The organism is Thioalkalivibrio sp. ALE14, from assembly GCF_000376845.1.
GTDB lineage: Bacteria > Pseudomonadota > Gammaproteobacteria > Ectothiorhodospirales > Ectothiorhodospiraceae > Thioalkalivibrio.
In genome coordinates this window covers 25,008-38,610 of sequence record NZ_AQXY01000016.1, presented here as the reverse complement: position 1 = coordinate 38,610, position 13,603 = coordinate 25,008, and the positions used below count along the sequence as shown (strand labels likewise).

The 13,603-nt window shown below is 65.8% G+C and carries 16 protein-coding genes; 8 read left to right on the top strand and 8 right to left on the bottom strand.

The genetic code is table 11. From position 1 onward, the window contains the following. On the top strand, positions 1-256 hold a 256-nt coding region (locus F572_RS0101515), incomplete at its 5' end, for a transposase (RefSeq protein ID WP_018158317.1). A 328-nt stretch (positions 257-584) separates the two neighbouring features. Here F572_RS0101515 and F572_RS0101510 read toward each other — a convergent pair. Further along, positions 585-1,799, bottom strand: a complete 1,215-nt coding sequence (locus F572_RS0101510) for a hypothetical protein (protein ID WP_231291084.1) — start codon at positions 1,797-1,799, stop codon at positions 585-587. Positions 1,800-2,100: 301 nt separating this feature from the next. Further along, positions 2,101-2,463, bottom strand: a complete 363-nt coding sequence (locus F572_RS0101500; RefSeq protein ID WP_017940867.1) for a hypothetical protein — start codon at positions 2,461-2,463, stop codon at positions 2,101-2,103. A gap of 179 nt (positions 2,464-2,642) precedes the next feature. Here F572_RS0101500 and F572_RS0101495 point away from each other — a divergent pair, with 179 nt between their 5' ends. Continuing rightward, the gene (locus F572_RS0101495; protein ID WP_017940868.1) at positions 2,643-3,398 is read left to right on the top strand and encodes a molybdopterin-synthase adenylyltransferase MoeB; all 756 of its coding nucleotides are present in this window, start codon (positions 2,643-2,645) and stop codon (positions 3,396-3,398) included. Between the two features lie 18 nt (positions 3,399-3,416). Here F572_RS0101495 and F572_RS0101490 read toward each other — a convergent pair whose 3' ends face one another. The 5 genes from F572_RS0101490 to gatC form a co-directional block, all read right to left on the bottom strand. Further along, entirely contained in the window at positions 3,417-3,833 is a 417-nt protein-coding gene (locus F572_RS0101490; protein WP_017940869.1) for a hypothetical protein, read from the bottom strand. 147 nt (positions 3,834-3,980) lie between these two features. Further along, positions 3,981-4,877: an Hsp33 family molecular chaperone HslO gene (hslO, locus tag F572_RS0101485; RefSeq protein WP_017940870.1), complete on the bottom strand. Its 897-nt coding sequence runs from the start codon at positions 4,875-4,877 to the stop codon at positions 3,981-3,983. A gap of 21 nt (positions 4,878-4,898) precedes the next feature. Further along, the gene (gene gatB, locus F572_RS0101480; RefSeq protein WP_017940871.1) at positions 4,899-6,332 is read right to left on the bottom strand and encodes an Asp-tRNA(Asn)/Glu-tRNA(Gln) amidotransferase subunit GatB; all 1,434 of its coding nucleotides are present in this window, start codon (positions 6,330-6,332) and stop codon (positions 4,899-4,901) included. An 11-nt stretch (positions 6,333-6,343) separates the two neighbouring features. After that, on the bottom strand, positions 6,344-7,798 hold the full coding sequence (gene gatA / locus F572_RS0101475) for an Asp-tRNA(Asn)/Glu-tRNA(Gln) amidotransferase subunit GatA (protein WP_017940872.1): 1,455 nt from the start codon (positions 7,796-7,798) through the stop codon (positions 6,344-6,346). Between the two features lie 73 nt (positions 7,799-7,871). Further along, positions 7,872-8,159 (bottom strand): Asp-tRNA(Asn)/Glu-tRNA(Gln) amidotransferase subunit GatC, encoded by a 288-nt coding sequence (gene gatC, locus F572_RS0101470; protein WP_017940873.1) that lies wholly within the window; start codon positions 8,157-8,159, stop codon positions 7,872-7,874. A gap of 140 nt (positions 8,160-8,299) precedes the next feature. Here gatC and F572_RS0101465 point away from each other — a divergent pair, with 140 nt between their 5' ends. From F572_RS0101465 to rnd, 5 genes are all read left to right on the top strand, one after another. Next, entirely contained in the window at positions 8,300-9,346 is a 1,047-nt protein-coding gene (locus F572_RS0101465) for a rod shape-determining protein (RefSeq protein WP_017940874.1), read from the top strand. Between the two features lie 222 nt (positions 9,347-9,568). After that, positions 9,569-10,420: a rod shape-determining protein MreC gene (gene mreC, locus F572_RS0101460; RefSeq protein ID WP_017940875.1), complete on the top strand. Its 852-nt coding sequence runs from the start codon at positions 9,569-9,571 to the stop codon at positions 10,418-10,420. Then, the gene (gene mreD / locus F572_RS0101455) at positions 10,417-10,908 is read left to right on the top strand and encodes a rod shape-determining protein MreD (protein ID WP_017940876.1); all 492 of its coding nucleotides are present in this window, start codon (positions 10,417-10,419) and stop codon (positions 10,906-10,908) included. Before mreC ends, mreD begins: the two co-directional genes overlap by 4 nt. Positions 10,909-10,993: 85 nt before the next feature. Beyond that, positions 10,994-11,296, top strand: a complete 303-nt coding sequence (locus F572_RS0101450) for a DUF1244 domain-containing protein (RefSeq protein WP_017940877.1) — start codon at positions 10,994-10,996, stop codon at positions 11,294-11,296. Further along, entirely contained in the window at positions 11,289-12,437 is a 1,149-nt protein-coding gene (rnd, locus tag F572_RS0101445; RefSeq protein ID WP_017940878.1) for a ribonuclease D, read from the top strand. The genes F572_RS0101450 and rnd overlap by 8 nt, the downstream gene beginning before the upstream one ends. Positions 12,438-12,464: 27 nt before the next feature. Here the strand turns inward: rnd and F572_RS0101440 are convergent, their stop codons facing one another. After that, positions 12,465-12,911, bottom strand: coding sequence for a hypothetical protein (locus F572_RS0101440; RefSeq protein ID WP_017940879.1), 447 nt, complete (start codon positions 12,909-12,911; stop codon positions 12,465-12,467). 109 nt (positions 12,912-13,020) lie between these two features. Between F572_RS0101440 and F572_RS14935 the strand changes: the two genes are divergently transcribed. After that, the gene (locus F572_RS14935; protein WP_231291086.1) at positions 13,021-13,581 is read left to right on the top strand and encodes a SprT-like domain-containing protein; all 561 of its coding nucleotides are present in this window, start codon (positions 13,021-13,023) and stop codon (positions 13,579-13,581) included. Positions 13,582-13,603 lie beyond the last annotated feature (22 nt).

Genomic DNA, 13,603 nt, shown 5'->3' with positions numbered 1-13,603 from the left:
GGCCGGGCGCAAACCCCAGGATCTTCCCGAATTCCAATGGATCAACACCGTGCTCGGCAACCTCAAGACCAGCCTCAGCGGGAGCTACCATGCATTTGCGTTCGCCAAGTACGCGGCCCGTTACCTCGCGGCATTCGCCTACCGCTTCAACCGACGCTTTGATCTGGCGACGTTGCCGGCGCGACTGCTGGTCGCCGCCGTGCACTGCCGGCCCGTGCCCGAGCGGGTTCTGCGACTAGCTGACTCTCGTTGCTAATCAGGAAGGGTCTTGCACCACAAAGACGAGCCTGAATAGCCGAGGCACAGGCAACCCCAGGTACCCTTGTCGTGTACCACACGCTGCTCCCCTTCCGGTGATTTTTGGGGTACACATGATGGATAACAGCATGGAGGCTCTCTTCATTCGAGGCACACCCAACAGAAAGGCCCCGGCACAAAGTACCGGGGCCAATCGCGCACAAACGACAGGGCGCAAGCCATCAAGTCACTGGTCACCAGGCCTCAGTGACGGGTGACGGGGTATTTACCCAACTCGGGTTAGACAGCCAGGCCCAATACAGCAATCGCTACGACCCCTGGCCTCATCAGCCATCGCTTTTGTCGAAAGCCTCGAATGCATCTGTGAGTTCATGGGTTCTGAAAGCCCAGCCTCCTGTGACCTTAACCCGTCCCGACGGATACTGCTCGGCGTCCATGGACGGAATTCCCATACCACGACTGAAGGCCACGCCCTTCTCGCCGGTATCAAGACGCGTTACCGCAATGCGTCGCAATCCGGCTTCATGAGTCACGGCAATCGGACCTTGCTCGGTCGCAAACCAGTGCAGTCGCCAAAAATAGTGGCCCTCATTGCGACGCCCGGTTCGAGGGTCATACAAAGATTCGAACGAGTGCATATTGGCGCATTCGTTCACGATCGAATTGCGCTGCCGGCACTCGGAGTACACATTCACCTTCCCACCTTCGGCCGAAATATTGATCGGAACCACTGATTGGTTACGGTAGTTGATCAACGCGTAATCTTCGGCCGAGCTACCTCCCAGCGCATCCCCGAGAGCACGCATCGTGCGCATCATCGACTCTCCACTGCTTCGCGCCGGATTCCGCTCGACCAGAATGTATCCAGTGGAGGCAATATCGCCATTCTGGTGAGCCGCGAGGTGAAACCCGTCCGGGACGCCAACCGTACTCACACCCTCGCCCGGAGCATAGACAAAGGCCTTCGCGTCTCGCGCGACAGCGAAGCCTCGCGATGTCGGCATCAAGTGCGCCCCCCTCAGCGTCTCCCCTGTCACCGTCCGGATACTCCAGTTTGTGCGGCCACGTTCGGCGTACGCAATCGTGACCGGCGCAAGACCATTGGATGGATTCGCAGTTCTCACCTGGTACTGGCGGTCCGTGAGAGCCATCAGGTAGGTGACCGCACCGGTCGTCGTATCGAACCCGTAAGAGGAAATCTCTCCCTGCGGTTCCACATATGCGACACCATCGATCAGGAAACCGTCTCGGCGACGTTCAAACCGGGCGCCCTGGTTGTCGGACGCCCACATAGGTGCCAACTGTTCAGCAACGTCTTCGGGACCCATCTGCCCGAATCCGGATGGAGCAACGCCCGATGACTGCTGCGGATGCCGCTGCTGCGCCGCCCCCATCGCCTCGAGAAGTGCTATGGCTCGTTCGTAATCATCGCCCCCAGACGACTTTTCCGGTTCCGCCTGCTGCACAGGACGGGGCTCTGGTGCGGCCAGACAACCTGCAAGCAATACCGATACCGCAAGGACACCTAGTCCTTTCTTCATGTGTTATTTCTCCCTGGTCAATAAAACCCTGCTAGACGCGCAGAACCACGACGCCAAGCCAAACGCTCTCGTCATTCCGCACGGACAAACGGCCCCGAGATACCGGCGCCACCATGGGGAGCCACCCCAAAAAAAACCCCGCTACACCGGCGGGGTCTTATATCCGAATATTTACATAAATGTGATCGATTTGGAAGATAAGGGAAACGCGAAGCACCGCGTCTCACGCCCCCTCGATCTTCACCACGAAAAAGCCCCGGCCAGGGGCCGGGGCTCGCGGTTCGTCAGGACCGCTGCCGGATCAGAGCGGCAGGCGCAGGTGCAGGTTGACCGAGCCGCTGGGCGAAGAGCGGTGGCGGTAGCGGCTCGAGCGGTTGTCGTAGTAGTGATAGTGATGATGCTCGTAGCTGCGCGAGCCCTTGTGATGGCCGCGGCCGCGGTGTTTCGCGCGCTTCGCCTGCTTGTGGCCATGCGCCCCCGGATGCCCACGGTAGTGCTTGTGTCCGCGCGAATGGCCATGCCGCACCGGTTGCAGCGCAGCGGCATCGAAGCTGGCGGCACCCGCCGCCTGCAGCGGGCCGGTGATCGGGTGGGCCGCATGGGTGGGGGCGGCCAGGGCAAGCGCCATCAATGCCGCAGGTACCAGAATCGTGAGTCGCTTCATGAGTGATCCCTCCTTCCATTCGGGTCGTCCGCGCGCTCGTCAGGAGCGTCGACCGACCCGTGGTTGTGGCAGGATTGCCAGGATTCAGCCTATTCCGCGTTCCTGAACGTTAGCTAACTGGGGCCGCCGGCGAGCGTGACGCCGGTTACAATTTCGGCCTTTCTCCGGAGACCTGCTCCATGGATGACGACCAGCTCCTGCGGTACAGCCGCCAGATCATGCTCCCCGGCGTGGGGGTGGAGGGTCAGGAGGCCCTGCAGCAGGCGCATGCGGTGATCATGGGACTGGGCGGACTGGGTTCTCCGGTCGCCGCCTACCTGGCCGCGGCCGGCGTGGGCCGCCTGACCCTGGTGGACCCGGACCACGTCGAGGTGACCAACCTGCAGCGCCAGATCCTGCACACCGATGCCGACATCGGCCGCGACAAGGTGGCCTCGGCGGCCGATCGCATCGCTGCGATGAATCCCGGCTGCCGGGTGGAGACGCGCGCCGAATACCTCGATGACGCGGCGATGCACCGGCTGTTCGCCGATGCCGATGTGGTCCTGGACGGCACGGACAACTTCGCCGCGCGCGGGGCCATCAGCCGCGCCGCGCTGTCGGCTGGAGCGCCACTGGTCTCCGGGGCCGTGATCCGCTTCGAGGGACAACTGACCACCTTTGACTACCGCGACCCAGAGGCGGCCTGCTACCACTGCCTGTACGGCGAGGGGGGTGGTGACGAGGACACCTGCGCCGCCAACGGTGTACTGGCGAGCCTGCCCGGCGTGGTCGGCAGCCTGCAGGCGACCGAGGCACTGAAGCTGCTGATGGGACTGCCCACCCTCAGCGGCCGGCTGCTGATCCTCGACGGGCTGGCGATGCAGTTCCGCGAGATCCGCCTGCGCCGTGACCCTGCCTGCCCGGCGTGCGGCCACCGCCACGCCCCGGCCTGAACCCGGGGAGACACTGACTCAGGCGCAGGAGCGCGGATGGAAGGGCAGGATCTTGCCCGTTGACGGAGGGGGTGCGGCCTCGGCCAGCGCCACCGCCAGCTCGGGCTCCATCGCGGACAGGGTGCGGTTCATCACCATGCTGGCCATCGCGTGGAACAGCAGCAGTTCGCAGGCGACCGGCCGGTGCAGGCTGCGCCGCCCGCGCGAGTGGAAGGCGGTCCAGGCGACCACCGGCATGTCGTTCAGCACGCGATCGACGACGATCCAGGCATCGCGCTGCAGGATCAGGTCCAGGTGCTTGAGCCCCGGCGGCGACAGGCGAATCTCGGGCCCCAGGCGGGTCAGGGCACGGCGGACATGGTTGAAGTAGCGTGCCTCCACCAGCCAGCCGGGGCGGACATCCAGGGTGGGGATCTCGGTGTGCCGGGAATACATTGCGCCCCCGTCTGCGAACGCTGCAAGGTCAGTCCTGCATCTATAGCAAGACCGCGGACGCTCGGGGGCACAGCCCACATCCGACTGGCCCCCGGGGGTCACGGCCGGCTAACGAGAGGGTACGTCCGAAGGATCGTACGGGGCGGACTACTGACGGGTATCCGGGGTCGGCGGCTGGGCACTCTCGGCGGCACACAGCGCCTCGGCATCGACCGGGTCGAAGTGGTAGTGGGCGTTGCAGAACTCACAGGTTACGTCCACCGAGCCCTGCTCCTCGATGATGCTGCGGATCTCGTCACGGCCCAGGCTACGCAGGGTTTCGCCGATGCGCTCGCGGGAGCAGGGGCAGTGGAAGCTGACACCGGTGCCGTCGAACAGGCGCACGCGCTCCTCGGCGAACAGCCGGCCCAGCAGGGTCCCGGCATCCAGCTCCAGCAGCTCGTCGGCGGTGGTGGTCTCGGCCAGGATCGTCGCGCGGTTCCATTCCTCCGAGTCCCGGGTCACCGCATCGCCACCCTCGCCCGGGAGCGCCTGCAGGAGCATGCCGGCCGCGGACTGCGCCCCACTGGCCAGCCACAGCCGGGTCGGCAGCTGCTCGGAACGCTCGAAGTAGACGTTCATCGCGTCCGCGAGGGTCTCGCCCTCCAGCTCGACCACGCCCTGATAGCGCTCGCCGCCATCCCCCGGGTCCAGGGTCAGCATCAGCCGTGCGTCCTCGCCGGCGCACTCGGCCAGTGTCGCGCCCTCGGGCGGCGTCTCGCGAAAGCGGGCCAGCCCGCGCAGCCGCCCCTGGCCGTCGGCCTGGGCCACGATCATGTGCACCGGGCCGGGGCCGGTGACCTGCAGGATCAACGAGCCGTCGAACTTGAGGGTGGCCGCGGTCAGGGCGACCGCCGCATAGGCCTGGCCCAGCAGGTCGCGCACCACGGGCGGGTACTCGTGGCGTTCCAGCAGGGCCTGCCAGGCGGCATCCAGGTGCACCCATTCGCCGCGCACCCCGGCCTCCTCCAGCATGAACCGGTGCAAGGTATCGGCCTCACGCATCGCGGCTGACCTCGGACATGATCAAGCGTCGAGTTTCGCCTTCAGGCGCTCGTTCACCTGGGCGGGGTTGGCCTTGCCCTGGGTGGCCTTCATCACCTGGCCGACGAAGAAGCCGAACAGCTTGTCCTTGCCGCCACGATACTGCTCGAGCTGCTGCGGGTTGTTGGCCATGACCTCGTCGATGATGGCGTCGATCGCGCCGGTGTCGGTGATCTGCTTGAGGCCCTTGGCCTCGATCACCGCGTCGGCGTCGCCCTCGCCGTTCCACATCGCCTCGAAGACCTCCTTGGCGATCTTGCCGGAGATGGTCTCGTCCTGGATGCGCGCGAGCAGGCCGGCCAGGCCCTCGGCATTCACCGGGGCCTCGGCCAGTTCGACCTCGGAGCGGTTGAGCGCGGCGGAGAACTCGCCCATCACCCAGTTGGCGGCCAGCTTGGGCGCATCGCAGCCGGCGGCCACGGCCTCGTAGAAGTCGCCCATCTCGCGGGTCGCGGTCAGCACACCGGCGTCGTAGTCGGACAGGCCGTACTGCTCGACAAAGCGGGCGCGCTTGGCGTCCGGCAGCTCCGGGAGCTTTTCGCGCACGGTCTCGATGAAGGCGCTGTCCACGACCAGCGGCAGCAGGTCCGGATCGGGGAAGTAGCGGTAGTCGTTGGCCTCTTCCTTGCTGCGCATGGAGCGCGTCTCGTCGCGGTCCGGGTCGTACAGGCGGGTCTCCTGGACCACCGTGCCGCCACCCTCGATCACGTCGATCTGGCGTTCGACCTCGAAGTTGATCGCGCGCTCGACGAAGCGGAAGGAGTTCAGGTTCTTCAGCTCCGCTCGGGTGCCGAACTCGGCCTGACCCTTCGGCCGGATCGAGACGTTCGCATCACAGCGGAAGCTGCCTTCCTGCATGTTGCCGTCGCAGATATCGAGATAGCGCACCAGCGAGTGCAGCTTCTTCATGTAGGCCACGGCCTCTTTCGCCGAACGCAGTTCCGGTTCGGAGACGATCTCGATCAGCGGGGTGCCGGCGCGGTTGAGGTCGATACCGGTCATCGCCTCGAAGCCCTCGTGCAGGCTCTTGCCGGCGTCCTCCTCAAGGTGCGCGCGGGTCACGCCGATACGCTTGGTCGTGCCGTCTTCCAGCTCGATATCCAGATGGCCCAGGCCCACGATCGGCAGTTCGAACTGCGAGATCTGGTAGCCCTTGGGGAGGTCCGGATAGAAGTAGTTCTTGCGCGCGAATACCGAGCGCGGGGTGATCTCGGCATTGATCGCCAGGCCCAGCATCACGGCCCGCTCCACCGCGCCCTGGTTCAGCACCGGCAGCACGCCGGGCATGCCCAGGTCCACCGGGCAGGCCTGGCGGTTGGGCTCGGCGCCGTAGGCGGTGGGCGCCCCGGAAAAGATCTTGGAGACGGTATTGAGCTGGGCGTGAATCTCCAGCCCGATGACGGTTTCCCATTCCATGTTCAGGGCCCTCAGGCGAAGGCCGCCGGCACGCGGGCGTGCCAGTCGGTCTCTTGCTGATACTGGTGGGCGACGCCCAGCAGGCGCGCCTCGTCGAAATAGTTGCCGATCAGCTGCAAGCCGACCGGCAGGCCGTCGATCTCGCCGGCCGGCAGCGACATCGCCGGCAGCCCCGCGAGGTTCGCGGCGATGGTGTAGATATCCGACAGGTACATGCTGACCGGGTCGGCCTTGGCACCCAGCGCGAACGGCAGCTCCGGTGTGGTCGGCGCCAGCAGCACGTCGACGTCCTCGAAGGCGCGGCGGAAGTCGTCAGCAATGATGCGCCGGACCTTCTGCGCCTTCAGGTAGTAGGCATCGTAGTAGCCGGCGGACAGCACGTAGGTGCCGACCATAATGCGACGCTTCACCTCGTCGCCGAAGCCCTCCCCGCGCGAGCGGGTGTAGAGGTCCATCAGGTCCTCGGGGTTCTCGCAGCGATAGCCGTAGCGCACGCCGTCGAAACGCGCGAGGTTGGAGGAGCACTCGGCCGGGGCGACCACGTAATAGGCCGGCACCGACAGGTGGCTGTTGGGCAGGCCCACCTCGCGCACCTCGGCGCCACGGCCCTTGAGCACCTCGATGGCGGCATCAATCACGCCGCGCACCCGCTCGTCCAGCCCGGCCTCGCCAAAGAACTCGGTCGGCAGACCAATGCGCAGGCCCTTCAGATCCTGATCGAGGGCGGCGGTGAAGTCCTCGGCCGGGCGCTCGACGCTGGTGGAGTCGCGCTCGTCGAAGCCCGCCATCGCGTTCAGCATCCGCCCGCAATCCTCGGCGGTGGCGGCCATCGGGCCGCCCTGGTCGAGGCTGGAGGCGAAGGCGATCATGCCGTAGCGCGACACACGGCCGTAGGTCGGCTTGAGCCCGGTGATGCCGCAGAACGCGGCCGGCTGGCGGATCGAGCCGCCGGTATCGGTCCCGGTCGCGCCGGGCACCAGACGCGCGCCCACCGCGGCGGCCGAGCCGCCGGAGGATCCACCCGGGACACGCTCGGTATCCCAGGGGTTGCGCACCGGGCCATAGAAACTGGTCTCGTTGGAGGAGCCCATCGCGAACTCGTCCATGTTGGTCTTGCCCAGCATCACCGCGCCGGCCGCATTCATGCGCTCGACCACGGTGGCACTGTAGGGCGAGACGAACGGATCGAGCATGCGCGAGCCGCAGGAGGTGCGCACCCCCTCGGTGCAGAAGATGTCCTTCTGCGCGACGGGCACCCCCAGCAGCGGGGACTCTTCCCCCTTCGCCAGACGCGCATCGGCGGCATCGGCCTGGGCCAGCGCCTGATCGGCGGTCACGGTAATGAAGCTGTTCAGTTGCGGATCGAGGCGTTCGATCCGGTCCAGATACAGCTGGGTCAGTTCGCGCGAACTGATCTCGCGGGCCTGGAGCTTGCGCACCCAGCCGGACAGGGTTTCCTGGGCCATGGTTTCGGGGACTCTTGCTGGCTAGAAGCGTGACGGATTCAACAGAACGGCAACAATGCGGTCCGCGCGGGGATCACTCGATGACGCGCGGGACCAGGTACAGACCACCCTCGACGGCCGGGGCGATCGCCTGGTAGGTCTCGCGCCGGTCCGGCTCGGTGACCGCATCCGGACGCAGGCGTTGCTCGGCATCCAGCGGGTGGGCCATCGGCTCGACACCCTCGATGGCCGCACCATCCAGTTGTTCGACAAAGGCAAAGATATCGCTCAGCCCTCCCGCAAAATCCCGGGCCTGGTCATCGTTCATGGCAAGACGGGAGAGATGGGCGATGCGCCGGACTTCGGAGGTATCGACGGACATGGCGGGAAGGGTCCTGTTGCGTTCAGTTCAACGGGCAAAACGGAGCGCAAACTTACCACAAAGCCGTTGTTGCCCAAACCCCGGGCGCTTGCTAGAGTCGACGGCTTTCCCGCCCGCCCACTCAAGCAGGTTGCCACTTCATGTTCAAACGCGTCCTGGGGTTGTTCTCCAACGACATCTCCATCGATCTCGGCACCGCCAACACCCTCATCTATATGCGCGGCCAGGGCATCGTCCTGAACGAACCTTCCGTGGTCGCCATTCGTCAGGATCGCGGCCCGGGCGGCCCGCGCTCCATCGAGGCCGTCGGGATCGAGGCGAAGAAGATGCTCGGGCGCACCCCGGAGCACGTGGTGACGGTGCGTCCGATGAAGGACGGCGTGATCGCCGACTTCACCACCACCGAGAAGATGCTGCAGTACTTCATCAAGAAGGTGCACGAACGCCGGATCTTCCGGCCCAGCCCGCGGGTGCTGGTCTGCGTGCCCTGCGGTGCCACCCAGGTGGAGCGCCGTGCGATTCGCGAATCCGCCTTCGGCGCCGGGGCGCGCAAGGTCTACCTCCTGCAGGAACCGGTCGCGGCGGCCATCGGCGCCGGCATCCCGCTGGACGAGGCGGTCGGCTCGATGGTGCTGGATATCGGCGGCGGGACCTCCGAGGTCGCGGTGCTGTCGATGAACGGCATCGTCTATTCGGAGTCCGTGCGCATCGGCGGCGACACCTTCGACGAGGCCATCATGGCCTATGTACGCCGCAACTACGGCGTCCTGATTGGCGAAGCCACCGCCGAGCGCATCAAGCACGCGGTGGGCTCCGCCTACCCCGGCAAGGAATTGCTGGAGATCGAGGTCAAGGGCCGCAACCTGGCCGAGGGCGTACCACGTTCGTTCACCCTGAACTCCAACGAGATCCTCGAGGCCCTGCAGGACCCGCTGTACGGCATCGTCTCGGCGGTGCGCACCGCGCTGGAGCAGACCCCGCCGGAACTGGGCGCGGACGTCGCCGAGCGCGGCATCGTGCTGACCGGCGGATCGGCCCTGCTGCAACAGCTGGACCGCCTGCTGATGGAAGAGACCGGCATCCCGGTGGTCATCGCCGACGACCCCCTGACCTGCGTCGCCCGCGGCGGCGGCCGGGTCCTGGAGATGCTGGACGAGAAACGGGTCGACTTCCTGGCGATGGAATAAGGCCCGACTCAGCCCCGCCGCGCCTCCCCCGCACGGCAGGGGTTCGGGTTACACTCCGGGCCCAACCGGTCAGCAAGACCGCGCGGGGAAGATGCCTCGACGCGGTTCGACCCGTAGACGCGATCCGCAACCGGAGGTCATGCCATCAGCAAGCCGCTGTTCAGACTGGGTGTCTCGCCCACTCTGCGCCTGCTCGCGGTCATCCTGCTGGGCCTGGCGCTGATGGCGCTGGACCACCGTGTCAACGAACTGCAGTTTGTCCGCGGTGCGCTGGCCACGGTCACCTACCCGTTGCAGGTCGCGGTGGACGCGCCGGTCCGGGCCGTCACCCGGGTATTCGAGTCGTTCACCAGCCGCGAGGATCTGATCACCGAGAACCGCATCCTGCGCAGCGAGAACGCCGAGCTGCGCGCCCGCCAGCTGCGCTTCGAGGCACTGCAACTGGAAAACGACCGCCTGCGCGCGCTGCTGAACACCGCCCAGCAGGCCGAAGAGCGCGTCGAGATCACCAAGCTCCTGGCCGTGGACCTGGACCCTTTCCGCCAGCAGATCGTGCTCAACAAGGGGCGCACCGACGACGTCTATGCCGGCCAGCCGGTCATCAATGCGGACGGCGTGATCGGCCAGGTCCTGTCCACCCGCCTGACCAGCTCGGTTGCGCTGCTGATCTCGGACCCCAGCCATGCACTGCCCGTGCTGAGTGCGCGCACCGGACTGCGCGGGCTGGTCGTCGGTACCGGCAATCCGCAACGCCTGGAGATGCGCCACGTCCCGCTGCAGGAAGACGTGGAACCCGGCGACCTGCTGCTGACCTCCGGTCTGGGCGGGCGCTTCCCGGCCGACTACCCGGTGGCACGGGTCACCTCGGTCGAGCGGCCGCAGGGTCAGCCGTTTCTGAGCATCGAGGCCGAGCCGCTGGCGGCGCTGGACCGCTCCCGCGAGGTCCTGCTGCTATGGACCGAGGACATCATGTCGGGCATCGCCCCCCTTGATGTGGACGAAGAAATGGAGACAACACCAGACGCCCCGGCAGCGGAACAGGAACCGGACGACGAGGCAACCGGCACACCATGACCCGAGCCATCGGCATCCCCTGGCCGGTGGCACTGACCCTGCTGGCGGCCCTGGCGCTGGCCATCGTGCCGATCCCGGAGACCCTGCGCCCCGCGCGTCCGGAATGGCTGGCGCTGGTCCTGATCTACTGGGCCATGGCCTTTCCGACCCGCATCGGCATCCTGACCGCCTTTGTCGCCGGGTTACTGCTGGACACGCTGATGGGCCAGCTGCTGGGGCAGAATGCCATTGCCCTGGCCGTCATCACCTACATCGTGCTGCAGGTCCATCCGCGCCTGCGGGTGTATCCCGTCTGGCAGCAAATGATCGTGGTCGCGACCCTGATCGCCCTGTTCAAGCTGCTGGCGCTGTGGCCCCAGGGGATCACCGGATTCCCGCCCGACAGCATCCGGTACTGGTCTCCCGTGATCACCAGCGCCCTGCTCTGGCCGCTGATCTTCTTCCTCCTGCGCGACGTGCGCCGGCGCTGGCTGCTGCACCTGACCTGAGGTGGAAGCGAGCCCGCGCCCCGCTCGAAGCGTCGGAGACTGTCCCGCATACTGTGCCCGCACTACTGGCAACAAGGAGTCGTCAATGGACAAGAACAAGCAAACCGAGATCGAAGCGGCCGTCTTTCGCCGCCTGCTGCAGCATCTGGACGAACGCAAGGACGTGCAGAACATCGACCTGATGAACCTGGGCGGCTTCTGCCGCAACTGCCTGTCCAAATGGTATGTCGCCGCCGCCGAAGAACGCGGCGAATCCGTCGACTACGAAGGGGCCCGCGAGATCGTCTACGGCATGCCCTACAGCGAGTGGAAGGAGCGCTACCAGAAGGAGGCCACCCCCGAGCAGAAGGCGGCCTTCGAGGCCAGCCAGAAGTCGCACGATGCATGATCACGGCCTGATCGAGACCCCGGAGGCCCTGCAGGGCTTCCTCGACACCATCGCCGGGACCGACTGGATCGCGCTGGACACCGAGTTCATGCGCGAGAAGACCTACTACCCGCGCCTGTGCCTGATCCAGCTGGCCACCCTTGACCAGATCGCCTGCGTCGACCCGCTGAAGCTGGACATCCGCCTGCTCGAACCCCTGCTGTTCGATGTCGGCGTGACCAAGGTCTTCCACTCGGCGTCGCAGGACCTCGAAGTCCTGTATCGCGAACTGGGTCGGGTGCCCACCCCGGTGTTCGACACCCAGATCGCCGCCAGCATGCTCGGTTACGGGGAGCAGGTCGGCTACGCCAACCTGGTCAAGGCGATCCTCGACCGCGACCTCGACAAGAGCCAGACCCGCACCGACTGGTCGCGTCGCCCCCTGAGCGAGCAGCAGATCCGCTACGCCGCGGACGACGTGCGCTTCCTGGCCACCGTGTTCATGCGCCTGCTGCACGAACTGGAGAGCCACGACCGCATGCACTGGCTGCGCCCGGAGATGGAGGCGCTGAGCAACCCCGACCTCTACGAGCCGGACCCCGAAGGGGCCTGGCAGCGGGTCTCCGGCGTCAAGCGGCTCAAGCCGCGCGAGCGGGGCGTGCTGAAGGCCGTGGCCGCCTGGCGCGAACGCGCGGCACAGGCGAGCGATCGCCCGCGACGCTGGATCCTGGCCGACGACATCCTGATCGACATCGCCCGGCGCACGCCACAGGACACCGATGCCCTGCACCAGCTACGGGGCTTCCCCGAAGGCATGAAGCCACCGCGTCAGGAAGAACTGCTGGAGGCGATTCGCGAAGGCCAGGCCCTGCCCCGCGAACAATGGCCGCAACTCCCGGAGAAGGCCAGGCTCACCGAGGCCGAAGAGGTCCTGGCCGACATTGGCATGGCCCTGCTGCGCGAATGCGCCCGGCGCAACCAGATCACCGCCGCCGCGATCGCACAGCGCAAGGATGTGATCGAGCTGCTGAAGGGGGACGGCACCACCGGCCGCCTCGGCAGCGGCTGGCGCCACGAGATCGCCGGAAAGACCATCGCCCGCTGGTTTGCGGGCGATGGTGAACTGACACGTACGGAGGAAGGTCTGCAGATCCGCCCGTGACAGTGCACGGGCGGACCCACGGGGCGGTCAGACCGCCTTGTAGATCCCGCGACGCGGCGAGGTCAGACGGCCCTGACGCTTCAGATAGGCCAGGGTCTGACTGATATTCTTGGTATCCAGGCCCGCCTTCTCGGCCTCGGCCTTGATCTCCTTGATCCCCATCTCCGGCCGGGTGGCCACGATCTCGCACAGCTTCTGGCTGATGGATTCGCCACCGGCCCGGCGCCCGCGACGAGCACCACCGGTGCTGGCGGCTCGGCCTACACGACCGCCCAGTTCGCGGATCTGACGCTCCAGTTCATTGAGCTCCTTGCGGTGGCGCGCCAGCATCTCCTTGCGCTTTTCCATCAGCTTTTCGCGCTTCTGGCGACGTTCGGCCTCCTTGCGCTCGGCTTCTTCCTTTTCCCGCTGGCGCGCGAGGGCGTACAGTTCTTCGGCCGACAGATCGGAGGCCTTCTTGTTATCCATGCTCATGCAGAACTCCCGGATGCTGAAAATCGATTCAATGACAGGTTTGGACGAAAGGGCATCGTGACGCCGCCCCAATTTCTAAAACTTTGCCACGGCAGAATAATACGAACCCATGGAACGATGCCAGAAAGATTATAAGAATACGCGGGAAATACAAGACTCCGCGCGCACTCTTTCTCCCGAAAAGAGAAAACAGATATGTGACGAAGTGGCACGGTTCTATCATTTGGTCGCGGGCACACCGGAGAAAGGCCTTCCCGATATTCGATTTGACCTGAAAGGCCGGGCAGCCGGGCAGTGGCGCCTGAGAAAGAACACGGAAACCCTGCGCTTCAATCCGGAAGCCTTCGGCCTTGAATGGGATCAGCACTTTCCCGAGACCGTGGCGCACGAGGTGGCACACTCGCTGGTCTACCGCACCCATGGTACGCGCAGGGTTCGACCTCACGGCCCCGAATGGAAGGGGCTGATGCGGACCATGGGTTTTCCGAATCCCCGGATCACGCATACAACGGGGCTCACCACCCGCAAAATGCGCCAGTACGACTACGCATGCGGATGCGGCTCCCAACCCCTGAGCGCCCGCCGGCACTTTCTTATCAACAAGCGCGGCTATCGGTACCGATGCCGCCAATGCGGTCAGTGGCTGCGGCGCGCCGGTGGCATTTGCTGATACCGGAAGGAACAACGACCAG

Coding starts and splice junctions, on each gene's coding strand:
- F572_RS14935 (WP_231291086.1), top strand. CDS start 13,021: ATGGAACGATGCCAGAAAGATTATAAGAATACGCGGGAAATACAAGAC.
- F572_RS0101495 (WP_017940868.1), top strand. CDS start 2,643: ATGGATGACGACCAGCTCCTGCGGTACAGCCGCCAGATCATGCTCCCC.
- mreD (WP_017940876.1), top strand. CDS start 10,417: ATGACCCGAGCCATCGGCATCCCCTGGCCGGTGGCACTGACCCTGCTG.
- gatB (WP_017940871.1), bottom strand. CDS start 6,332: ATGGAATGGGAAACCGTCATCGGGCTGGAGATTCACGCCCAGCTCAAT.
- hslO (WP_017940870.1), bottom strand. CDS start 4,877: ATGCGTGAGGCCGATACCTTGCACCGGTTCATGCTGGAGGAGGCCGGG.
- F572_RS0101440 (WP_017940879.1), bottom strand. CDS start 12,911: ATGAGCATGGATAACAAGAAGGCCTCCGATCTGTCGGCCGAAGAACTG.
- gatC (WP_017940873.1), bottom strand. CDS start 8,159: ATGTCCGTCGATACCTCCGAAGTCCGGCGCATCGCCCATCTCTCCCGT.
- gatA (WP_017940872.1), bottom strand. CDS start 7,798: ATGGCCCAGGAAACCCTGTCCGGCTGGGTGCGCAAGCTCCAGGCCCGC.
- F572_RS0101490 (WP_017940869.1), bottom strand. CDS start 3,833: ATGTATTCCCGGCACACCGAGATCCCCACCCTGGATGTCCGCCCCGGC.
- F572_RS0101500 (WP_017940867.1), bottom strand. CDS start 2,463: ATGAAGCGACTCACGATTCTGGTACCTGCGGCATTGATGGCGCTTGCC.
- F572_RS0101510 (WP_231291084.1), bottom strand. CDS start 1,799: ATGAAGAAAGGACTAGGTGTCCTTGCGGTATCGGTATTGCTTGCAGGT.
- F572_RS0101450 (WP_017940877.1), top strand. CDS start 10,994: ATGGACAAGAACAAGCAAACCGAGATCGAAGCGGCCGTCTTTCGCCGC.
- F572_RS0101465 (WP_017940874.1), top strand. CDS start 8,300: ATGTTCAAACGCGTCCTGGGGTTGTTCTCCAACGACATCTCCATCGAT.
- rnd (WP_017940878.1), top strand. CDS start 11,289: ATGCATGATCACGGCCTGATCGAGACCCCGGAGGCCCTGCAGGGCTTC.
- mreC (WP_017940875.1), top strand. CDS start 9,569: ATGGCGCTGGACCACCGTGTCAACGAACTGCAGTTTGTCCGCGGTGCG.